General features: G+C 36.7%; 19 protein-coding genes. 8 read left to right on the top strand and 11 right to left on the bottom strand.

All coding sequences use genetic code 11. The features are described 5' to 3' along the window. Positions 1-206: 206 nt before the first annotated feature. Complete coding sequence (locus NEOC95_RS08735; protein ID WP_213152530.1) at positions 207-1,748, top strand: hypothetical protein; 1,542 nt, start codon at positions 207-209, stop codon at positions 1,746-1,748. Between the two features lie 89 nt (positions 1,749-1,837). Here NEOC95_RS08735 and priA read toward each other — a convergent pair whose 3' ends face one another. The 3 genes from priA to NEOC95_RS08750 are packed head-to-tail and all read right to left on the bottom strand — an operon-like array spanning position 1,838 to position 5,540. Next, positions 1,838-4,066, bottom strand: coding sequence for a primosomal protein N' (priA, locus tag NEOC95_RS08740; protein WP_213152531.1), 2,229 nt, complete (start codon positions 4,064-4,066; stop codon positions 1,838-1,840). A 6-nt stretch (positions 4,067-4,072) separates the two neighbouring features. Next, entirely contained in the window at positions 4,073-4,816 is a 744-nt protein-coding gene (locus NEOC95_RS08745) for a hypothetical protein (RefSeq protein WP_213152532.1), read from the bottom strand. Between the two features lie 43 nt (positions 4,817-4,859). Next, the gene (locus NEOC95_RS08750; protein WP_166155699.1) at positions 4,860-5,540 is read right to left on the bottom strand and encodes a hypothetical protein; all 681 of its coding nucleotides are present in this window, start codon (positions 5,538-5,540) and stop codon (positions 4,860-4,862) included. A 122-nt stretch (positions 5,541-5,662) separates the two neighbouring features. On the opposite strand from NEOC95_RS08750, the gene NEOC95_RS08755 reads away from it, so the two are divergent. From NEOC95_RS08755 to NEOC95_RS08770, 4 genes are all read left to right on the top strand, one after another. Then, the gene (locus NEOC95_RS08755; RefSeq protein WP_166155702.1) at positions 5,663-6,202 is read left to right on the top strand and encodes a FliO/MopB family protein; all 540 of its coding nucleotides are present in this window, start codon (positions 5,663-5,665) and stop codon (positions 6,200-6,202) included. A gap of 461 nt (positions 6,203-6,663) precedes the next feature. Then, positions 6,664-7,134, top strand: coding sequence for a YbjN domain-containing protein (locus NEOC95_RS08760; RefSeq protein WP_213152533.1), 471 nt, complete (start codon positions 6,664-6,666; stop codon positions 7,132-7,134). Between the two features lie 281 nt (positions 7,135-7,415). After that, the gene (locus NEOC95_RS08765; protein ID WP_213152534.1) at positions 7,416-8,108 is read left to right on the top strand and encodes a putative quorum-sensing-regulated virulence factor; all 693 of its coding nucleotides are present in this window, start codon (positions 7,416-7,418) and stop codon (positions 8,106-8,108) included. Between the two features lie 14 nt (positions 8,109-8,122). Continuing rightward, the gene (locus tag NEOC95_RS08770) at positions 8,123-8,944 is read left to right on the top strand and encodes an SDR family oxidoreductase (RefSeq protein WP_213152535.1); all 822 of its coding nucleotides are present in this window, start codon (positions 8,123-8,125) and stop codon (positions 8,942-8,944) included. A gap of 104 nt (positions 8,945-9,048) precedes the next feature. Here the strand turns inward: NEOC95_RS08770 and NEOC95_RS08775 are convergent, their stop codons facing one another. Beyond that, complete coding sequence (locus NEOC95_RS08775; RefSeq protein WP_213152536.1) at positions 9,049-10,977, bottom strand: hypothetical protein; 1,929 nt, start codon at positions 10,975-10,977, stop codon at positions 9,049-9,051. A gap of 787 nt (positions 10,978-11,764) precedes the next feature. Between NEOC95_RS08775 and NEOC95_RS08780 the strand changes: the two genes are divergently transcribed. Together NEOC95_RS08780 and NEOC95_RS08785 are read left to right on the top strand one after the other, a co-directional pair. Next, a complete protein-coding gene (locus NEOC95_RS08780; RefSeq protein WP_213152537.1) occupies positions 11,765-12,460 on the top strand; it encodes a Fic family protein in 696 nt (231 codons plus the stop codon). 72 nt (positions 12,461-12,532) lie between these two features. Next, on the top strand, positions 12,533-13,039 hold the full coding sequence (locus NEOC95_RS08785; protein WP_213152538.1) for a hypothetical protein: 507 nt from the start codon (positions 12,533-12,535) through the stop codon (positions 13,037-13,039). A gap of 310 nt (positions 13,040-13,349) precedes the next feature. Here NEOC95_RS08785 and queC read toward each other — a convergent pair whose 3' ends face one another. From queC to tyrS, 6 genes are all read right to left on the bottom strand, one after another. Then, positions 13,350-14,039: a 7-cyano-7-deazaguanine synthase QueC gene (queC, locus tag NEOC95_RS08790; protein ID WP_166155726.1), complete on the bottom strand. Its 690-nt coding sequence runs from the start codon at positions 14,037-14,039 to the stop codon at positions 13,350-13,352. Positions 14,040-14,046: 7 nt separating this feature from the next. Then, entirely contained in the window at positions 14,047-15,966 is a 1,920-nt protein-coding gene (locus tag NEOC95_RS08795; protein ID WP_213152539.1) for an ABC transporter transmembrane domain-containing protein, read from the bottom strand. Between the two features lie 189 nt (positions 15,967-16,155). Next, positions 16,156-17,115: an acetyl-CoA carboxylase carboxyltransferase subunit alpha gene (locus NEOC95_RS08800; RefSeq protein ID WP_166155732.1), complete on the bottom strand. Its 960-nt coding sequence runs from the start codon at positions 17,113-17,115 to the stop codon at positions 16,156-16,158. A 76-nt stretch (positions 17,116-17,191) separates the two neighbouring features. Next, entirely contained in the window at positions 17,192-18,277 is a 1,086-nt protein-coding gene (locus NEOC95_RS08805; protein WP_166155735.1) for a L,D-transpeptidase, read from the bottom strand. 289 nt (positions 18,278-18,566) lie between these two features. Further along, positions 18,567-18,884: an HU family DNA-binding protein gene (locus NEOC95_RS08810; protein ID WP_197725083.1), complete on the bottom strand. Its 318-nt coding sequence runs from the start codon at positions 18,882-18,884 to the stop codon at positions 18,567-18,569. 232 nt (positions 18,885-19,116) lie between these two features. Next, a complete protein-coding gene (gene tyrS / locus NEOC95_RS08815) occupies positions 19,117-20,391 on the bottom strand; it encodes a tyrosine--tRNA ligase (protein WP_213152540.1) in 1,275 nt (424 codons plus the stop codon). Positions 20,392-20,496: 105 nt separating this feature from the next. Between tyrS and NEOC95_RS08820 the strand changes: the two genes are divergently transcribed. After that, positions 20,497-20,709: a hypothetical protein gene (locus NEOC95_RS08820; protein WP_213152541.1), complete on the top strand. Its 213-nt coding sequence runs from the start codon at positions 20,497-20,499 to the stop codon at positions 20,707-20,709. Between the two features lie 271 nt (positions 20,710-20,980). Here NEOC95_RS08820 and NEOC95_RS08825 read toward each other — a convergent pair whose 3' ends face one another. Continuing rightward, positions 20,981-21,736 (bottom strand): Nif3-like dinuclear metal center hexameric protein, encoded by a 756-nt coding sequence (locus NEOC95_RS08825; RefSeq protein WP_166155744.1) that lies wholly within the window; start codon positions 21,734-21,736, stop codon positions 20,981-20,983. Positions 21,737-21,771 lie beyond the last annotated feature (35 nt).

The raw sequence follows: 21,771 nt of genomic DNA on the forward strand, positions 1-21,771 counted from the left end.
AAGATTGCTTTTTTAATTTATTTTCTATTATATTGCGACTAAGCACTTACTAGGATCAGATCGCTCTATCTGCCTTAATTATAAACATTTAATCTGCAAACTTCTATTTACCTGACATAAAAAAATGGGGCGTTTGATGGCAATACGAATGGATAAGCCACTCAAAATAGGCTATCTGGCTTATTTTATCCGGGAGTAAAATTTTTATGAATATATTTACTGTAGCCACCGCAGAAGATCATTACTCGATTAGCCGCCTTCATTTCACTCCCTTAAGCAGTAAGACGCATCGACTTAGTCAAAAGTTAATGAATTTTTATCTAGAGTCTCGCAGCATAAATCTTATTGCTTTAGGATCAATTGCTTGTAGTGTGGCAACTAGCCTTTTAGCTTTAGCTGAAACTGTAGCCGCTTTGGCCTATACTATTTTTCTTACCTCTTTAAATTTCTTATCATTTTGCCGCTCTGAACTGTTGCAAAATCATACCGTGCAGGCATGGGGATTTTGTATCCAGAGTTTTTTAATGATTCAAAGTCCTTGTTTACTAATTTCTCAACTTGATCATTTAAGCAAATATGATAGAATAAGGCATGAGCATTTCCAAAAAATTAAGAGTGCCCAGATAGCTCAATCACTAAGAGCAGCTTTTGATTTTATGAGTGATGATTTCAAAATGATCGAAGATTTTTTACCTTCCGAAGCTTATGGTTTTGCAGTAGCTGTAGAAGCTTTACCAGACTTAATCAATAAGACTAAGAAATATATGCCTATTCTCCGCGATGTCGCGCGAAATGAATTTGATCCTCAAAAGCTTGCTGATATAGATCGCTTTGAATTTATAGAATTTTTGGAAGACAAGAATGGACTTATAAACCCGCAGCAGCATTTAAAACTGCTGGCTAACATACCGGAAGATAAGAATGAGCAAAAAGAACTCTTAGAATTAATTACCCTACAGCTGTGCAAGCATCAGCAATATGCTTCATTTTTATTTGCTAATCCTATCTTTACACTAGAACAAATGCTAGAGCTAAATTTCCGCCTTCCTATTCGATTAAAAGAAGGAGAGAATTTTTTAAAACATAAAAATTTAAAAAAAACAAACTATAACCTTGCTTATCAAACGCAGTTCCAGGAAGAGACTAATGATGAAATCTATCAAATTTTTAATTTTAATGAGATCCCTTCACCTTCTATAGAGAAAAGCGAAGCAGCTTACGAAAAAAACCTGGAAGTATATATAAAACATTCTATTAAATATGTCCTGTCTTTTGAAAGATATATCAACATTTTTGGTGTCGAGCAGGAGGGTAGCTATTCTAAAAAAGAAATAGTTAAGGCCTGCATTCAAGATTTAGAGGCGGTTATTCAAATTAATTTACTAGCTATATTGCTAGAGTTGATAGCTTTACAAAAATATAGATATAAATGCCCTAGCCAAGAGCGCCAGCAAATAATTGAGCGGGCATTAATAGACTATGAGGCCATTAAAGATAATAATAAGGCCAAAAATTTATTAATACGCATGATTCTGCAAGATAAGGAATTTGAGATCGAGAAAGATTCATTTATCGATAAGTGTACGGGTATTCAATATGAAATCGATAGTATCACTAGGCAGCAAGTACAAAAAGTTTTTCGCAACATTACAGTACTTGCTGATCATCTCCATTATAGAAAAGATTTAAATGAGATTACGTTAAAAGCCTTAGCAGAGGTGGAAGGTTGTGGGAAAACTCAAGCCTAAAGGGAATGTTTTTTATCATCCGAATGCCTAGCTCTTTTCTTCTAAAGAACGCTATTTCTAAAAACTTTTTTAATATAGCTACTAAGGTTTTAAAAGAATGTAGAGATAGGATTTACATCTACTCGCATTTTTACTGCCTGCAGAGAGGGATGGGTATGACGGAAATTTTCTAAGACCCGATTCAAAGCATAAACATTCGTGCAACAAATAAGAAATTGATAACGATAATGTCCTTTAACTTTCGCATATCCGGCAGGAATAATTTCATGCCATTTACAAATTTCATTTGAATGATCCATAAGCCATGAGCGGGTATAATGAGCATAATCAAAGGCCTTTTTTTGGTCAGGGCCAGAAAAGGTAATTTTAATTAGATTAGAAAAAGGAGGGTAGTTAAAAGCTTGCCTTGCATTTAGTTCTTCTTCAAAAAATTTTTCATAATCGTTAGCTGCCGCTAAACTAATCGTTGAATTATCGGGTAAGCTTGTTTGTAGAATCACTTCACCTGCTATTTGACCTCGTCCTGCTCGCCCAGAAACTTGTGTAATTAATTGGAAAACTGTCTCTGAAGCACGAAAATCGGGGAGATTAAGGGTAGAATCACAATTTAATATTCCTACAAGGGTAACGGAAGGAAAGTGAAGACCTTTAGCTATCATTTGGGTGCCGATCAATACGTCCGCTTTGCCACTGCTAAAAGTTTTTAAAAGCTTCTGATGGCTACCTTTATGCTTGGTAGTATCTGCATCCATGCGTACTGTACGAATGCCAGGGAATAAAGCATGTAAATTTTTTTCAATCAGTTCAGTCCCAACCCCTTTATATTTCATGGGGTGATCATGATGGCAATTAGGGCACTGCTTGGGAGGAGGGGTGAGTGTATAGCCACATAGATGGCAAGCTAAAGCGTTGTCACCTAAATGAAAAGTCATGGTGACATCGCAATGTTCACATTTGACTGCTTGCCGGCATTGTTGGCAGAGTAGGGTAGTATGGTAACCACGGCGGTTAAGAAATAAGATGGTTTGCTCGCCTTGTTCAAAGCGCTGCTTTATTCCCCCGATGAGCTTTTCTGAAAAATTTGTATATCCTTTAGCTTTTTCAAATTCTTTTGCCATGTCAACAATATGCATGCGAGGCATATTTGCTGTAGCAGCCCGTGTGGTAAGTTTGCTTAAAGTATATTTGCTAATCGAGGCATTATAGTAGCTTTCTAAGCTTGGCGTTGCACTCCCCAGAATGACTGTGCTATTACTCATTTTTCCTCGCATAACCGCTACATCGCGGGCATTGTAGCAAGGTTGTTCCTCAGATTGCTTATAGGATTGCTCATGTTCTTCATCTACGATAATAAGTCCTAAATTAGGAACTGGACTAAAGATGGCTGAGCGAGCTCCAATCACAATAGAGGATTCGCCCCGGCGAATTTTGTGCCATTCATCAAAGCGTTCTCCTTGGCTTAATTGATGATGAAGAATGGCAATTTTGTGATCAAAACGGCTGCGAAAGCGTTCGATAGTTTGGGCTGTTAAAGAGATTTCCGGAACTAACATGATTGTTCCTTTGTTCTGCATTAAAGCTTGCTCTATCGCCTGTAAATAAATTTCAGTTTTACCACTTCCTGTGACCCCGAAAATTAGGTGGGTTTCAAATTGATTTTTGCTAAGGCTGTGCTTTACTTTTTCAAAAGCTTGAGATTGTTCTGCATTAAGCTGTTTAGCTTTGGTCTTAAAATATTCTTCATCGATAAGGGGCGAACGATCAATCCGCACAATATCCATCTGTAAATAATTTTTATTAATAAGCGTATCTACAGAGCTACGAGAACATTTTGATATTTCCAGCAGTTCACTGAGTAAAATTCCTTTTTTTACTTGAAGCATTATATCAATGACTTCAGCTTGCGCGGGAAATTTTTTACGTATTTTTTCGCAATAAATTTTTAATTCCTCACGCGTTTTTTTACGTAGGACATAAAATTGCTGCTTATGCTGGATATCCTTGCGTACACTGGAAGGAAGCAAGATTTTGAAAACTTGGTGGAGAGGGGTGCAATAATATTTGGCTAGCCATAAAGCAAGTTCAAATAAAGGGGGAGTGATAAGCTCTCCGTCAGATAAAATTTTAGCTATGGGCTTTACGGAAGGAAAAGTGGCCTGGCTTTGTACCTTTAGGATATATCCTTTTTGAAATTGGCGGCGTAAGGGTACTTCAACACGTACACCTGGTTTAGCGTGCAAAGTAAACTCAGGGGGAATGCTATATTCCAAAGACTTGTCAAGGGCACTATCGAGGATAACCGAGGCATATTGCGACATTCTAACCTACTTGGAAAGTTGCAAAGAAATAGAATTCCAGAGCTCGACTTTGCGGTGAGGCTCTTGAAGATATATATCTAAAGGGGCAAGCTCAATTATACAAGTTTTTTGGCTGGAGTCTAAGCAATTTTTCTCTATAATTTTTACAGCAACACCATAAACTATCTGAATAGCTTTACGTAGGTTAGCTAAGAATAAGACGTGGCGAGGCTCGGAAGATGCGTTTTTTAAAACTAATAATAGACAAGCTTGCGGGCCGTTTTTCCACATTTGTCTAACATTTTTCGCAGCTTCATCGTTTGGAATCTCCGTTAAAATCATTTGCTCGGGAAAGCGCTCGGCAAAAATTTTATGAAAATCTGAAAAATCTGAAGGGGGGAGAGCAGGTGCTAAAAATTCCAAATTAATAGCTTTAGGCACAAATCCTGCGCTGTCTGGCGAGGAGGAAGAAAGAGCTTGCTCGCTTGCCAAGTTGCTTTTACTATTGGCAGATAACACTTCAAGCGTATCTTTTGGATGTTTTTCATGGGTAACTACTGTAGAAGCATGGGTAACTACTGTAGAAGAGAGAGGAGCTGCAACTACAGATGAATCTTCCACCTTAGATGCTTCCGAAAATTGAGGCGGTAATACCTTTTTAATGGTTTGAGGTAAGCAAGAAGCTGCAAATAGGCGATAATCCATATAGCTAGAGCGGCTAACTTCTAAGAATGTCTTCGAAGGAAATTCTTGGATAAGGTAGCTTTGCATTTGCGCTATTAGGGATAAATATTCACTTTTTAAAGACGCCATTTTATTTTTTTTGTTGAAGTTCTTTCGCAGCTTCTAAAACTTGAGGCAGAAGATGATAATAGCCTCGCTTACTGTACTGTTTAATTATATATTTTTCTGCTGTTTTTAACCCTTGTGGAAACATTTTTGCAAAAACTCTTTTCACAAACGGTGCTTTGTAGACTTCATCCACAATTTGATGATTCTCTAATAGAAAAAACAGTATGGTTTCATCATCTTCAAATTGCAAGAATAATTTAGCAATTAAGCGTCCTATCTTATTAAAAATAGTTTGAATTTTTGGAATAAAGGGAGATACCAGTTCAGATAAGGGAGAGGCTGGTGATAAAGGCTTGTTTTCAACAATTTTCCAAACTTGATAGCAGAGTGAATAAGCTTTTTGGGCATGTAAATTTAATGTTTGCGCGGGATGCTTTTTGTCCTCATCATTAAGGTTAAAAGTTTGGCAACTACTTTGCAGCTGCTGGAGTAGGCCTTTATCCGCATAGCCAAAAAAGGAGGGAAAAAGATTTTTATCCTGATAGCCTAGTAGCCTAATGAGTGCTATGTTAGCGGCCTCATAGTTGTTGTTCTGAACTGCCATCTCAAAGCCTTTAAATGCTTGACAAGCTGCTAGGTATTCACTAACCATGAATTGAAATACAAGGCTATTGTTGTTTTGAAGGTGATAAGGGGATCGCATACCTGACTTGCTCTTTAAAGATCTGAGCTTATCAAAAAACTCACAAAAGGCAATAAGAAAATGCGCAAAAATATATTGAAATGCTAGAATTGCGCTTATTAATTTCTAACCCATCAGATCTTATGAAAAAAAATTTTCTTTGTTTTGTCATTGTTTGCATGACCTACATGCTTTGTAAGCAAGGGTATAGTGAGCAAGCTCTTGATCATCAAAAACCTCTCACCCACTTTTCTCCTGCCCTTGAAGAAGGTCTCTCGGAAGGTTTTCAAGCTCCTACTCATTCTACCCATCCTACTTCAAAAATTGAATTTCCTCCACAAATGGACGATAATGAAGGAGCTCGATTTTTTCATGAGCTTGTCAATATGTTAACCACGTTGGGATTAATTGTGGCAGTAGTTTTAATAGCTTCCTGGATCGTTAAAAAGCTGCTCAGAGGGAAAATTCATCAATTGAACGCTAGCAGTTTAATTAAAGTAATCGACTATCGCTCGTTAAGCCCGAAAACAGCCATTTATCTTTTAAAAATAAAAGGAAAAGAAATTATCTTAGCTGAATCTGTTAATGGAGTTACCCATGTAGGGGGATTTGAAAGTAATGAATTGGAGGAAAGTCTACCTTTATCATTTAAAGAGAAGATAGAGAGCAAAAATATTTTATGATGAGTCACACAAGCTTTAGCTTAATTTGTTTCCTTGGAAAAAGACCAAAGAACAAGAAATAAAAACTTACTTTTTTAATTTCAACTACTTTACTGTGTCTTGATGTCATTGAAAACTTATTTTCTCCCACTCTAACCATTAAGTTTATATTTTACTGCCGAGAAAGAGGTTTACACAAAAGGCAGAGGTAAAATGCAAAAAATAAGGCTTTCGATTTCCTAAATATTAGCGAATAGGATAGTATTGTTGAATTTACAAATGCCTGAAGAAGGGGAGATATGCAAAACAGACAAATTTTTATTTTCTCAATGTTCTATCTAATTTGTACTTGCTTTCTTTGTGCTTGTTATCGCTTGCCAAGAGAAGATGAATACTCTGTTGTTCCTTCTACTAATAATCCTGAGATTATTAGAGAAAAGCAACCAAATAATTTTACGCCCAATGTAGGTTTTTAAAAGTTTATGATTCCCCTCACTATTGATAGTCTTTACGAATACCTAATTAATAAATCTGTAGATGTAAAACATCAGCCAGAGACCAAGCAAATATATACTCTTTTTAAAGTGCAAAATGAAGCTTTTCCTCTTTTTATCGGCTTATTAAATGATGAGGAACTTCTTCAATTATTCGCTCCTATTCCTATCGCTCTTGAGAGTCAAACGATTAGTGAAGTTGCACGTGTTTTACATTTATTCAATAAAGAAATCGATGTTCCTGGTTTCGGTTTAGATGAACGAGCTAAAATTGTTTTTTACCGGACCATCTTACCGGCTAGCGATAAAAAGGTAGCAGGGGAAATCCTTAGTAATTATATTCATACTATTCCTCTTTTGATAGAAACATTCTTTCCTATAATCGCCGCTGTGGTCGCTGGTAAAGCTCGCTTTATAGATGTAGTCAAACAAGGGGAAGCTGCTAAAATAAGAAAATAAAAAATGTATAAAAGTATTTAAAGGTGGATATAAGTACTTGTTCTCAACCGAAGTAAACTCTTAGCTTCAACTGCTCTAATCTTTTTATTTAAGTGGTGCTAAGCTCGGTATTTTTTTAAAAAGAGCCGAAGGCTCTATTTTTCTTCTCTTAAAACATGTTAAGCTAATTACCATGATCAGTTGATATAATATCTTTAAATTTTTCAAAATGGAAAGTAGTTAAGAAAAATATAGAAAGATTTTAAGGTAAAATAATAACGTTAAAAGGATACTGCCTCATTATGCCAAGACGTGCTATTTTTTATGACACTGAAACGACAGGTATTAAAGCTGATAGGGATCGTATTATCGAGATTGCAGCTTTTGATCCTGTAAATAATATTTCTTTTGAGAAGCTGATTAATCCAGGATGCCCTATTCCTGCTGAAGCTACTGCAGTTCACAATATTACGGATGAGATGGTTGCCGAATGCGCCAGCTTTGCACAGGTGGGGCAAGAGTTTATAGACTTTTGTGAAGGCGATGTCGTTTTGATTGCCCATAATAATGATGCTTTTGATCTTCATTTTCTTCGTCAAGAGTTTGGGCGTCATCAAATTCAAATGCCCGCATGGTCATTTCTCGATTCTTTAAAATGGGCAAGACGTTATCGTCCCGATCTTCCTAAACATACTTTACAATTTTTAAGAGAAATTTATCAAATAGAAGCAAACAAAGCCCACCGAGCCCTTGATGATGTTATTGTCTTGCATCAAGTCTTCTCTTTAATGACGGATGATTTAGATATGGAAACCATCTTTAAATTAATTAATAAACCTCGCGAACTTCATCATATGCCTTTCGGTAAGCATCAAGGGGTTCCATTGAAAGATGTACCGCGTGATTATATTAAATGGCTTGCTAGCTCAGGAGCTTTTGATAAAGCCGAAAATACAGAATTAAAAAATTGCTTTGAAAAACTTGGCTACCTTTAACCATTTGTATATGTATGAAGATTTGTATCATAGGATGTGGCTATGTAGGAAGATCGGCAGCTATAAAATGGAAAAAGGAGGGACATGAGATTACCGTAACCACACGCTGCTTAAAAAAAGCGTCGGAATTAAGAAAGTGGATAGATCATGTTTATATTTTGGATGGGGATTGGCAAAAATTGCTAGAAAAACAAGATGTTGTTATCTTGGCTGTAGCTCCTGATAGCCCTGCAGATTATAAGTTAACTTATCTATGTACAGCTGAGAAGTTAGTGAAGGCTCTTAAAAATACGCATGTCTCTCATGTGATCTATACAGGCAGCTCTTCGGTTTATGGTGAGCAAGGAGGGTTATGGGTAGATGAAGAGACTAAACCTCAACCTACTCAAACAAATAGCAAAATTTTATTGTCTACCGAAGAAATACTATTTCAAGCCACTACTTCCTACCGCCAAATATGTGTATTCCGTTTAGGAGAGATTTATGGGCCAGGACGTTCAATCGTAGAGCGCGTTAAACGTCTGTTAGGCACTGCTTGCGCAGGTACAGGGGATAATTTTACTAATCTTATCTATCTTGATGAGATTGTTTCCGCTATGACTTATGCCAAGCAAAATAAGCTAGCAGGAATTTATAACCTTTGCGATGATTTTCATCTTCCTCGTAAAGAGCTGTATAAGAAGATTAGTAAATTCTATGGCTGGCCTGATATACAATGGAATCCTTCATTGCAAAGTTCTTTCCATGGGAATAAAAGAGTTTCTAATAGAAAGATAAAGGCGGCAGGCTGGCAAATCAACAAGGAAAATAGTGGTTTGCGCAGCATTCTTCTTTAAAAGTGTATTTTTGCGCTTAGCGATAAATGAGGAGAAAGGAGAGAAAGCCAAACAAAAGTAAGGAGGTGTTTTTAGAGCTGAAAGTAAGCGTACTAGAAATCTTATTAATCAATGATATCAGCGTCTACCATTTTCTGAATAAGTTCTTTCACTTCTTTTTCTGTATAAATACCATTAGCACATTTTTGCCCTACTATTTTCATCCCTCTTAATAAAGCTTGTTCGAAGTTGTGGACGTTGTAATAACGATTAAATTTTTTATCTTTGAAAATCTTTTGATGCTTAGGCCCTTCAGGCTTGTTCCAAACTTTATCTATCTTTATTCCATGATCTTTAGCATATTCCCTGGCTTGTAAATCTTCAAAGATTTCAACAAGCTTTTCAATATTTTTTTCCTTACTGAGATGTGGATTAATTTTCATTATTTCTGCCAGCGGTTCTTTCCCTATGCATTCGCTTTGTGATTCCGAGGCTACCCAATTATCGCACAGATATGTATAGCGAGCTTCTAAGCAATAATTATAGGGTGAAAATGCTTGGTTGAAGAATTCCTTTAAACGATCATTAGCCTTGGCTTTTTGATAAGTGGTGAAAAATAGTTTTGCAGAAGTTTTAATTAAAAACTTTATGGTCTCTTTAGACTGTTCGGTATGTAAGTAGACGCCTGTTAGATCGTAGATATAGGTTCCAGAATCATAAGAAGAATGTTTAAGATAATAATCCCACAGCTGGAAGCGTTTAGAGTAGATCTTGAAGAATCCGTGAATAGTTTGTTTGATATGATCATAAGCTCTTAGGTTGCCGGTATCATGAATGTGATCGAGGTCTTTTAGCATTTCTAGATAGAGGGCATTTAGCTTATTTGATACCAGGATCTTTTCCTGGGGAGGGGGAGCAATTGCTGTAGGTTTATTATTAGCAATTATAGGTAAAAAATTAAGAGGTTTAGCAATCGGATTAAAGAAGTTAATATGATTAAAATTAGGCCTGTTTAAAAGAGGTTTAAGAGGAATATTGGGGTTTACTTGCCCTTCCCAAATATTTAATAAGCCGGCTAAATATTTTTCCAATTTTATCATTTTTTCGTAAGTCATTTTCTTTTTTATATTATTCTTGCCATATTTTTTGCCTATAAACTGTTCTCTCCTTAAATAATCGTTAAATTTTGCGCGGCTGGCAAAATCCACGTAAAAATTATTTTCCTTACGATTGCTTGTGGTATGCATTTCCACTTCTTTAATAAACTTTTCAAATTTTTTCCATATAAGCTCCTCTTTTTCCCTTAATTTTTTTTCTTTCTTCGCTTTAAAAGCATGAAGACGGTTCAATTTTGTTTGAAAATTTTTATCTTTTTCGTTAAATGCTTTTTTAAAGAAAAGATCAGTTATTCCCTTCCGGTGAGCATAACAATATTTTTTATAAAGAATCTGGGGAGCCTTTGAGATGGCTTCAATTGTCTTAGCATTGAGAGGTTGTTTTTCAAGCTTAAGGCCCGTTTTATCATAGATCAAACGGCGTATTGTATGTGGGGGTTCTCCTTGCAAAAATATCTTATTAATAGGGGAAAAACAGGCAGATAGTAAGCAAAAAGATTCGATGCTTTTTAAAATTTTATAAGTTTGCAATTCATTTTCATTAGCGTCTAATTCAGCTTTTATGTGGATAAACTTCTCTAACAAATTGGGTTCAATTTTCATATAGGTATAAAAAGTGTCTTCCAGTGTGTTTTCTAATCTACTAAGACTTATTCTCAGATGACACAGATTAGCAATCTTTTTTAAAAGGATGTAAAACCACCTACATAAAGGATGCATGGTATCACAAGGCTTAGTAGGAAGAGCATCTAAACGTTTAAGTAAATATTTAAGCTGATGGCTTTGTTGAAGGGTAAGTGTGCCTTTCGTAGGGTTTTGCAAGGTAGCACAACATATTAAAAGTAGCTTGCGTTCTTGCTGAGTTAAGCTTTTTTTTTGATTATGATCGCAATAGTTTCTTGCTTTATAAACAGCTCTGTAAGCTTCATTAATTTTCATTGTTTACTCCCTTTTTTAAGGGTAATTGTTCTCTTAATTTAAATAAATATTAATAAATTTTAGGAGAGCATCTCTGTAAATTTAGGATTACAAAATAGATGGCAAAATTTTTATCGCCTATTTATTTATAAACTAATTATTTTAATAAATTTAAAAGTTTATAAAATTTATTCAAAAAATTGAACCTTTTTTTTTATGATTTTAAGGGGGAAAATAGATAAAAGCTATATATAAATGCGAGGAATAATAAAATAAGTTCCAAAAAGTCTACCCATGCAGATTACCTCCCCAAACATCCTTTAACCTATGCAAAATTTGGCTATCTAACAAGTTTAAACCTAATCAAGAGAAGTTTCAGATTTTAAGAGTTTAATTAAAAATGCGCTTTTTTTGAACTTAGCTGGAGTCATTTAAAAGCATGGTAAATAGGTGTGTCCAATAGAGGAAGAATAGGATTGTTAATTTAAAAACATCTAGAAGCTAACGAGGATTATAAGGGTATTTGATAAGCAAGGTAAACAATAATCCTACTATAAAACATCCTTTTTCCTCATTAAAGAGTGCAAATTTCGCCCTTTTGTGCTTTCCCTTCTATTTTCTCAAGCTGCTTGCTGCCTCATCCAAAAAGCATGCTGCCGAATAAAAGTCAGTATGGCCGTATTTAATTTAACATCCTTCTAAGTTACGAAAACAGGGCAAAGTTAAAGATAATGAAAAACACTCAAGATAAAAAGCTGGCCCTACTCCAGCAGTTAAGCCAAAAGGTAGAACTATTAGCTTACCTCTTTTGCTTGAAAAACTAGGCAGCAGTTATGCCGAGCGAAGTGTACGAAGATGGTTGGCGGAGATGATAAGTGAAGGGCTGCTGGAACGAATTGGGCAAAAACGAGGAACAAAATACTATGCTATACAGCTTGCTAAACGAGAAATGAGCAAAGCAAGTAGTTGCTTTGGAACAGCTAGCACAAAAGCCATTCAACAAGTGAGACGTCCTCTTTATGAACGCACACCGCTGGCCTACAATGATCAATGGTTTGAGGCTTATCAGCCAAATATTACTTTTTACCTTTCCTTAGATGATAGAAGGCAATTACAAAAAGCAGGACAACGCTCTAAACAGGAAGACCCGGCAGGTACTTATGCTCATCAAATTTTTATTCGCTTACTTATCGATCTTTCCTATAACTCCTCCAGGTTGGAAGGTAACACCTATTCCTTGCTGGATACTCAACGCCTAGTCCTGGAAGGGACGAGCGCGGAAGGCAAGCTGGATGAAGAAAAAATTATAATCCTTAATCATAAAGAAGCTATCCGTTATATGGTAGACAATGCTCCCAGGTTAGAGGTGACGGAGCAGACTATCTGTACTTTGCATTACCTTCTTTCAGACGAATTAGTAGAGGCCCGGTATGCCGGAAAAATCAGAGATCATGGAGTTCGCCTAGGTGGGTCCACCTATATTCCTTTTGAAGATAAAAAGTAGCTGCACGTACGCCTTAATCGCCTTATTGAAAAAGCAGCGGTAATTATAAATCCTTTTGAGCAAAGCCTATATTTGCTGGTTCATCTAACCTATTTGCAAGGATTTTCTGATGTAAATAAACGCACGGCGCGGCTTAGCGCAAATATTCCGTTAATCAAAAGTAATTTTGTTCCTTTATCCTTTAATGATGTAGGAAGAGAGGATTATACCTCCGCGGTAATTGCGATCTACGAACTACAAGATATTCGTCCGCTCCGGGATTTATATATGTTCTCATATATGCGAACCTGCTCCATGTATGATTCAACGGTGAAAGCCTTAGGATTTGATGAAATACGGGTACGTTATCGACAGCAAAGACGTGCTCTTATCCGCGCTGTTATCCTTAATCAACTCACCGACGAAGAGTTGCAAAAATACATTTTTTCCCAATCTTTAAAATTGCTCAATAAAGAAGAGCAAGCTTTTTTCATAGAAGATGTGATGGAAGATCTTAAAGAAATAGATCAAAGCCGGCTTGCAGGGCTTGGAATCACACCAGAGCAGCTAAAGGCTTGGCAGAATTTATCTAAATCTTGAAAATTACGCCAATGTTATAAAGATAAAAGCTCATATCTTCTCAACGGATATAAATCTTATTAAGTGTAAGCCTAGCCCTTGGAAGATCTCTTTAGCACTAATCTTGCTGATCTATATAGTCCTCATAAGAAAATGCTCATTCAATTGATAAAGGTTATGCTGTTTAAAGGAAAAAATTTCACGCTTTGGAGGAGGAAAGAATAAAGCGTTAACTTAAAGGAGCCTACTTAGTGAAGCTGAAGTAAAGCACAAAGTCCCTGATTGAGGTTAAGCAGCCTCCTCCCATTAAAATTTTTTAATTGGCTGTGATTTAAGATTTAACATTTAATAAAACACTCGGATTAGCTTCTTTAAACTCTTGCAGGCCTTGATTACGGAGCCTACAAGCAGGACATTGTTGGCAGCCTGCTTTGGAAATCCCTTCATAGCAGGTAATCGTGGTATTTAAGAGGTATTCAAGAATACCTAATCGATAAGCTATTTCCAAGGTTTCCTTTTTAGTCATAGATACTAAAGGAGTTAAAATTTTAAAGTGCGGATTGGCTAGGTCTATACGCAAAATTTTCTGCTTAAGGTCAAAATATTCTCGAGAACAATCTCGATAGCCTGAATAGTTACCTTCCACGCCGATCACCCCTAAATAGATAGAGGAAGCTCCAAGATAATCCGCATAAATGGCTCCCAGGCGTGCCATTAATCCATTTCGGCCTACTACTAACGTATTGGGAGTAGTTGGCGGATCTTTTTCGATGGCTATCGCTTGGTTAATTAGCGCATTGGCGGTAATTTGACTTAAGCAGCTTAAGTTAAGAGTGGCATGCTCGACATTCCAATCTTTGCAAATTTTTTCGGCTTGTATAATTTCAGAAGCATGCCGTTGGCCGTAGCAAAAAGAGAGGCTAGTCACTGCGTCTTTTCCAAGCTCTTGTATGGCAAGCGCTAAACAGATAGAAGAATCCATACCCCCTGAATGAATAACAACTGCCTTCTTTTTTCTCATTTCCCCCTTAGGATGTTTGGTTGGCATGATACATATGCTCCCACATTTTTTTAAAGCCAGGGCAATTTTGTAGCAATTCCTCTTTAGTACCTTCGGCTAGTTTTTCTCCTTTTTCTAGATAGATAATCTTATCAGCGTCTTCAATGGTAGAGAGACGATGAGCAATAATGATTTGAGTGACTTGCCCTCGTAGTTGATGAATTGCATTTTTAATATGTATTTCACTAATAGCATCTAAAGCGGAGGTGGCCTCGTCCATAATAAGGATAGGAGCATTTTTAGCTAAAGCCCGCGCTATAGCTAGGCGTTGTTGCTGGCCGCCTGATAAATTTTTTCCTGTTTCAGCTAATTCTGTGTCATACCCATTAGGTAATTGAAGGATAAATTCTTCAGCGTAAGCTTTTTTAGCGGCATTTTCAATTTGCTGGATAGATAAGTTTTTTCCATAAGAAATATTTTCAGCTACTGTATCAAGGAAAAGAAAGGGTTTTTGAGGAACGAAAGCAATCTGTTCTCTTAGGGATTTCTGAGTAAAAGTTGTGATTGGCTTATTGTTAATACGTATTGTTCCTTGCTGAATGTTATACAAACGAGGAAGAAGATGAACGATAGTAGATTTACCTGCTCCGGTAGGCCCTACAATGGCTACTGTGGTGCCTTTTTCTACTTTGAAACTTAATCCTTTTAAAACCCAATCCTGATCATAGCGAAACCACACATTGTCAAATTCAATAGAATCTTCAAATGTAGCCATCGTTTCTGCCCCATCGACATCCCGGATGCAGGGAACTAGCTCTAGCACTTCGCACATCCGTTCAGCAGCGGCGATTCCGCGTTGAATATGGCTGTTTTCTTCAGCAAATTTTTTAATGGGCTCATAAAATATATATAACAAGCCACAATAAAATAGCACTTCAGGTATGCTCATATGGAGCACATACAAACCATACATAAGAGCAGTCGCTAAGAAAAACATTCCGATGGTATGGATAATTGGGCGAGAAGCAAGATCATAACATGCACTTTTTTTTTCAAGTGCAGCCATTTTTTGATTTTGATCTTTGTATTTTTTTAAGGAAAATTCCTCCATTCCAAACAGCTTTACAGTTTGAATACCAGCTAGAAAATCAATTATAACGGAAGCAAAGCGTTCTTGATTTTGTTGGATTTGCCTTGAAATGCGTTTAACACGTTTGGCTAGAAAAATAATAGGAAATACAATCAGAGGAAAGCCAATGAATATAATCAAAGATAGTTTCCAGGAGGTGAGAAAGCACATAAAGAGGGTAGTTAATACAGTAAAAGGCGTTTGAAGGTAGTTAACAAGGCAAGCATTGATAGCTTCAGCGATGGTTGAGGAATCACTCACTACACGTGCGGACAAGCTGCCAATATGATGATCATGGTAAAATTTTAATGGTAGAGTTTGAATATGTTCAAAATATTGCTGGCGCAATTTACTACTAACCCGAATAGCTAAGACTCGTGTCGAGAAGCGATGAGCAAACAGTGTAAGGGCTTTAAAAAAAGCAACAAATACTAAAAATAAAGCAAGGCTAGATAGATTTTCTTTAATAGGCAATATACGATTGATGCGGCGGGTAGCTTCTTCCAGAAGATTTTTATTTTTAAGCTTAGCCATAAAATGGTCGATCTCAGCAGAGGTAATATAGCCTTTATGATTGCTATCTAGCTGAGCGAAGCGTTGATGCAGCTCTACCGCGCTTATTTTATCAACTTTTTGCAAAGAACCCTCTTTTAAGGGAGCAAAAAGCTCAAATACGTCTGGCCCTTTCTTAGTGATTATTCCTAAAGCTAATATTTCTAATTGCGAGGCCACCGTGAGTAATAACATAGCTAATATAATAAATACTATGAGGGTAGCATGCACATGTTTATCAAAAGAAATTTTAAAAATTTTTATCATGTTAATATTAAACCTAAAATCCAAGTTGTTATATTAGGGCTACATGCGATATAAAGTGAAAAACGAGAAGAGATTAAAGGTTATAAATTAAGGAGTCTTTTCTTATTGTTAAATAATGAGCCCATAAAAATAATTCTCTTTCTTTCCTATGATTCTATCTTTTTATCAGAGGTGTAGGTTGAGGCTAGTTTAGCTGTTAGCATGGCTAGTGAACTGGCCCATTTTGCGAAATTTAAGATAACGCTGTTCAAGCAAAATGTCTTTGGGAATGTGACGAAGTGTTTGCCATTGCTCTAGAATGAATTGCTGCATATTCATATAAGCTTTTTGCGGATCGTGATGCGCTCCTCCTAAAGGCTCATTGATGATGGCATCAATAATATTTAAAGGCAGCATATCTTCAGCATTCAATTTAAGAATGCTAGCAGCTTCTGTATTTTTCTTGGCATCTTTCCATAAAATGGAAGCACACGCTTCTGGAGAAATTACCGAATAATAAGCATGTTCCATCATGCCCACTACGTCGCCTACTCCCATGCCTAATGCGCCTCCTGAACAACCTTCGCCTATGATAGTGACAATGATAGGCGTATTTATACGTGCCATGGTGCGTATATTTAAAGCGATTGCCCATCCTTGTCCTCTTTCCTCCGCCTCTAAGCCAGCATAAGCGCCAGGTGTATCTAAAAATGTTACGATAGGAAGGTTAAATTTCTCAGCTAGTTGCATAAGCCTTAAGGCTTTTCTAAAGCCCTCAGGGTTTAACATCCCAAAGTTTCTGCGGACTCTACTTTCCGTATCGCAGCCTTTTTCCTGGCCCATCACCATACATTTCATGGGGCCGATTTTAGCTAATCCCCCTATAATCGAGGGATCATCTCCGTAGGTGCGGTCTCCACAAAGTTCATAAAAATTCTGACAAATATTTTTAATATAGTCGCTAGATTGAGGGCGGGAAGGGTGGCGGCAGATCTGAACGCGCTGCCAGGGAGTTAGCTCGGAATATATTTTTTCTTTAAGCTTTTCTAGTTTCTGCTCAAGTTTTTTAATTTCTGTATTAAAGATTGGATTATCATTATTTTGCTTTTTAAGATGCTCTATAGTTTTAACATATTCTTGAATCTGTCTTTCGTGGGGTAAAATGTCCAAACAGTCGCTCCCTAGTTAAAGGATTTTTTTCAAATTTATTCGAACAAAGTATAGAAAAAAGGAACTTAATTTGACACTACTTGTTGGCAATCTCAATGATCGTTTCAATGCTATTTTCGGCCTTAAAAAAATCCTTTGTAAGTTCAAGAGTGGTAGGACGAGAAATAATGATAGAATAAAGTTCTTCTATATCTTCAGCAGCCATACGGATACAGCCATCGCTTTCATATTTACTTAGACTATTTGTATCTTCCATCAGTGTGCCATTTTTTACTAGCCATGGCATGCCATGGATGCCCAAGCCTTTAGCTGGTGCTGTTGTTCCGTGAAGTTCTTTTTCAAAAGGAATCCAGCGTGTCCCAAATATGCGTATCATTTCTACTTTGGCGCCTTGATGGATTCCCATTATCTTAGGGCTATAGACTGCTACTCGCGAACCTAAAGAATATATTCCGAGAGGAGTCAATAAACCGGAACGTGTGGAAGGATCCAAACGTCCTAATCCTACTTTATAGGTTTTCACTAATACTTTTTCCTTAGCATTTATATCATAATAGTAGAACCACATCTGGCAGCGCGATAAGTCAATCAAAAGATGGAAATGAATCATTTTGTGAGGGTGTAAAATGTTGAAGCGTGCACCTTCATTTACATCTTGCTTAAGATAATCAGGCTTTCCATTGAGACTACGAGCGATAAAATGACGCGAGGTTTTATAGTGATTTGCATAATCTGATAGCCAAGCAGGTCTGCCTTTTTGCCAATTGACGCGGCTCTTATAAGTGATGGTCTCTACAATAGGAAATTTTGGACTAGTGGTATTAAAAAATTCCATCACCCTGTTTTCTTCAGGAAGCTGGGCTTTAAATTCTAATACCTTTTCAGGAGAGTTAAACGGGTCATTAGAATCTTTATCAGAAAATTCTCCATCCTTAGCTTTTAGAGAGGGGGCTGGAAGAGGAGAGGATGATGTTTGAGAAAGAGAGGAAAGGGCAGAGCTGGAAAAAGAATCACTATTTATCTCAATTTCAATGGGAGGAGGAGAAGAGACGGGCTCACTAATAAAGTCTGAGTGAGGAGGCTTATTTTTGAATAAAGCTGCCACACCAATGATGCTAAATAAAATAATTGCCGAAATGATTAATAATTTGGGTAAGGTCATGATAATGACTGCCTTTGCTTAATTGTAGGTAGAGTATAATATAGCAAAGCGCAATTTGGCCACTAAAACTTCTTAAGGTAGCTAAAAAGATAAACTCTATATTCCAAAAGATTATTTCATCTGCTAGATAAAGCAATGAAAGTCTTAGGATTTTTATACACTGACAAAGAAGCTGGAAAACAGATGCTTAGCTATTTATATTCTAAAAGCTTACAATAAGTGGATAAGGACGGAATTAAGGATGTACAATCCTCTATTCCTTATCCTATATCCTTAAACGATTGGATGATTAGATAGAACGAGGCCGTTCAATTAGCTTACGCATTTTCTTACCGGGAGTAAACTTAACGGCATTGCGTGCAGGAATAACGATAGGTTCCTCAGCTTTTTTAGGATTACGACCAATTTTTTGTTTCCGTTCGACCACTTCAAAGACACCAAAATCACGGAATTCAAGGCGATCCCCATCCGAGAGGCATTCAGTCATTTTATCTAGAAAAGATTGTATGACATGGCGTACATCATTAGGATGAATCCCTTTGTCTTGCGAAATCGAATTGATCAATTTCTTTTTTGTCATAGTACTTTTCTTGGTCATAGTTGTCATAATTTTAGAACTCCTTAATTGAATATGCGATGAGTTTATGGGCTAATTTTTTGTATTTACTTTATTACTAGCAAGCTTTTTTATTTTTTCTAGCCTTGCTTTCTTGGAAAAATTGTAGAACGCAGCTAAAAATATTTAAACCTTATGATAATCAATCAACTTTTCGTTTCAAGAGGATTCTTTACTTTAGGCATTATATTTTTGGGAATAGGGCTATTCGTCTAGAAAAATGTTAATTTTCAATACTTATTAATATCTTATTCTTTTTACCAACGGCTAACAACAGCAGGCGATTTGCTATTAAATCATCAGGTCGTATAGTGTAGTGCTCATCTTCCACTTTATTGTTATTTAAATATATTCCTCCATTTCGAGCCAAGCGTCTTGCTTCACTTTTACTAGGCAGGAGTCCTACTTGGCATATCAGTTCAAGCAATTTAGCATTGACGACCGTATTATTTTTAAGGATACGGGACGGCATATTTTGCGCCATTAATTCAAGTGCTGGAGCATCCAAATTAGCTTTGGCTCCCGGAGCTGCTGCTTCGGTAACCCCTAAAGCTATTTTAAAGTTTTCCTCTCCATGCACGATACGCGTTACTTCTTTAGCTAGGCGTTTTTGAGCCGTATTGGGTACGTAATCGGGTTGCTGCATTTGCTCTTGATATTTTCTGATTTCATCCATATCCATAAAGGTCAGCATGCGCATCATTTTAATGACATCGGCATCAGAAACACGTACTAAATATTGATAAAACTCATAAGGAGAAAGCTTATCCGCTGAAAGCCATATAGCTCCCTTTTCAGATTTTCCAAATTTTTGTCCATCACTGCGGGTTAATAGAGGAAAGGTTAAACCATAAGAGGATTGACCAACTGCCTTTCGAATGAGCTCTGTTCCTGCTGTAATATTGCCCCATTGGTCACTTCCACCTATTTGAACTTTTACCCCATAATTCTGAAATAAATGAAGAAAATCATAGCCTTGCAAGACTTGATAGGCAAATTCTGTAAAGCTCATGCCTTCTTCGGAAGTCATACGTCCTTTAACAGAATCTTTAGAAAGCATAGGACCCATTCTAAAATACTTGCCAACCTGGCGCAAGAAACTTACAAGCGAAAAATTTTTGAACCAATCATAATTGTTTAAAAAAACCGTTGCATTAGGACGACCATGCGCCTCAAGGATTTTTTCAAAATTTTTATGAATGCCAATAAGGTTTTTTAGTAATGTCTCTTCATCTAAGATTTGCCGCTCAGAAATTTTACCTGAAGGATCGCCAATCATGCCTGTTGCCCCTCCTAATATAACGAAAGGAGTGTGCCCAAAACGTTGAAACCAGGCAAGCCCCATCATGCAGATCAGGTGGCCCAAATGCAAGCTATCGGCAGTAGGATCAAATCCACAATAAACTTTTGTAGGCTGTGCTAATATATCTTTCAGCTCATCACTTGTGCAAGCTTCAATAAAGCCACGTTCGGCTAGAGTTTCTATTAAGCTGGGCATGTAAGTCCTTAAAAAGGGTAAGAATGGATGCTATTTTGAATTTTAAGTATTTTTCTGTCAATGAACTAGATGAGTGTATGAAAAAATTTATTCTTGCATGGCAAGATGATTTATAATGAGCGCCATTTTTCTTACATCGCTACTCCCCATTATGTAAAGCTAAATAAATCAGGGGAAGGTGGGTTATTTAGCTTAAAAAGAGGATGGATAGCGAGCAAAGAACTAGCCACTATTGATGAAAGGGTAGAGGAGAGATACCTACAAAGCAGATTAAGAAGAAAAGAGAGCAAGTTTAATAGAAATGATAAAAAAGCTTGAAATTCCCTATCATGCGCTTAAATAGCTGTAAAAAGAAATAAGTGATAAGAGAAAATAATTTCATTAGCTAGAAGCAAATTCAGGATCTCTTCCTCCTCTCATGACGGTGGTGGTAGCTACCTTAAACTCCATAAAAGGAGGCCTAATCTCAAAAAGCCATTAAAAAATTTAAAGAATAAAGATGAAAACAAATAGGATCTTTAAAGCAGGAAAAGGACTCTTGTAAATCTCACTAAGCAAAGACAAAATAATTTTACATAACCCGGTTTCCTTAAAATGGATTATATATGTCTAGAAACTTGCAATCAATCTGAAACTTTTCGTGTAAATGGGTAGCTAAAGCTCTAGGTCCAATTTTTTCAGTCGCAGAATGTCCCATAGCAAAGAAATTAATCTTTTCCTCATAGGCTTGGCTCCAGGCAGGTTCATCAAAATTGCCTGAGATAAAGCAATCTAATTTTTCATCCGCAGCGTAGGATAGGAATTTATAACCGCCTCCTGCTATTAGGCCTACAGTTTCAATTTCTTCTTTCCCTCCTAGAGCTAGATGAGCAACATGGTCATAATAATCTTCTAGCTTTTTTCGAAAATCTAGACGGCTCATTTTTTTCAAACGGCCCTTAACTCCTAAACATAGACCGTTAGCTAAACCAAAGGGTTGAAGATTATCCCATCCCATTTCTGTGGCAGCTCTCCAATTATTGCCCCATTTACAATGGATGTCTAAGGGAAGGTGATACGCGATTAGAGAAAGATTATGCTGGCATAGCAAAGCTATTTTATTTTTTTTTATTCCTCGGATTTGATAGCTATCCTGATTCCAAAATAGGCCATGGTGGACTAATAAAGCATCTGCTTTCCAGTGAACAGCAGCTTGAAGGGTTTCCAAATTTGCCGATACAGCGGTAGCTAATTTTAAAATTTCTTTTTTTCCTTCGACCTGTAAGCCATTTAAACCATAATCCTTGATGGAGCTAGGCTCTAAAAGTTTATCTAAGTAAACACAAAGTTCTTGTAATGTAATCATAGGCCTACTAATAATGCGAATAAACTTTAAAAGAG

Source organism: Neochlamydia sp. AcF95 (assembly GCF_018342455.1).
Classification (GTDB): domain Bacteria; phylum Chlamydiota; class Chlamydiia; order Chlamydiales; family Parachlamydiaceae; genus Neochlamydia.

Coding starts and splice junctions, on each gene's coding strand:
- NEOC95_RS08735 (WP_213152530.1), top strand. CDS start 207: ATGAATATATTTACTGTAGCCACCGCAGAAGATCATTACTCGATTAGC.
- priA (WP_213152531.1), bottom strand. CDS start 4,066: ATGTCGCAATATGCCTCGGTTATCCTCGATAGTGCCCTTGACAAGTCT.
- NEOC95_RS08745 (WP_213152532.1), bottom strand. CDS start 4,816: ATGCAAAGCTACCTTATCCAAGAATTTCCTTCGAAGACATTCTTAGAA.
- NEOC95_RS08750 (WP_166155699.1), bottom strand. CDS start 5,540: ATGCGATCCCCTTATCACCTTCAAAACAACAATAGCCTTGTATTTCAA.
- NEOC95_RS08755 (WP_166155702.1), top strand. CDS start 5,663: ATGAAAAAAAATTTTCTTTGTTTTGTCATTGTTTGCATGACCTACATG.
- NEOC95_RS08760 (WP_213152533.1), top strand. CDS start 6,664: ATGATTCCCCTCACTATTGATAGTCTTTACGAATACCTAATTAATAAA.
- NEOC95_RS08765 (WP_213152534.1), top strand. CDS start 7,416: ATGCCAAGACGTGCTATTTTTTATGACACTGAAACGACAGGTATTAAA.
- NEOC95_RS08770 (WP_213152535.1), top strand. CDS start 8,123: ATGAAGATTTGTATCATAGGATGTGGCTATGTAGGAAGATCGGCAGCT.
- NEOC95_RS08775 (WP_213152536.1), bottom strand. CDS start 10,977: ATGAAAATTAATGAAGCTTACAGAGCTGTTTATAAAGCAAGAAACTAT.
- queC (WP_166155726.1), bottom strand. CDS start 14,039: ATGAGAAAAAAGAAGGCAGTTGTTATTCATTCAGGGGGTATGGATTCT.
- NEOC95_RS08795 (WP_213152539.1), bottom strand. CDS start 15,966: ATGATAAAAATTTTTAAAATTTCTTTTGATAAACATGTGCATGCTACC.
- NEOC95_RS08805 (WP_166155735.1), bottom strand. CDS start 18,277: ATGACCTTACCCAAATTATTAATCATTTCGGCAATTATTTTATTTAGC.
- NEOC95_RS08810 (WP_197725083.1), bottom strand. CDS start 18,884: ATGACAACTATGACCAAGAAAAGTACTATGACAAAAAAGAAATTGATC.
- tyrS (WP_213152540.1), bottom strand. CDS start 20,391: ATGCCCAGCTTAATAGAAACTCTAGCCGAACGTGGCTTTATTGAAGCT.
- NEOC95_RS08820 (WP_213152541.1), top strand. CDS start 20,497: ATGATTTATAATGAGCGCCATTTTTCTTACATCGCTACTCCCCATTAT.
- NEOC95_RS08825 (WP_166155744.1), bottom strand. CDS start 21,736: ATGATTACATTACAAGAACTTTGTGTTTACTTAGATAAACTTTTAGAG.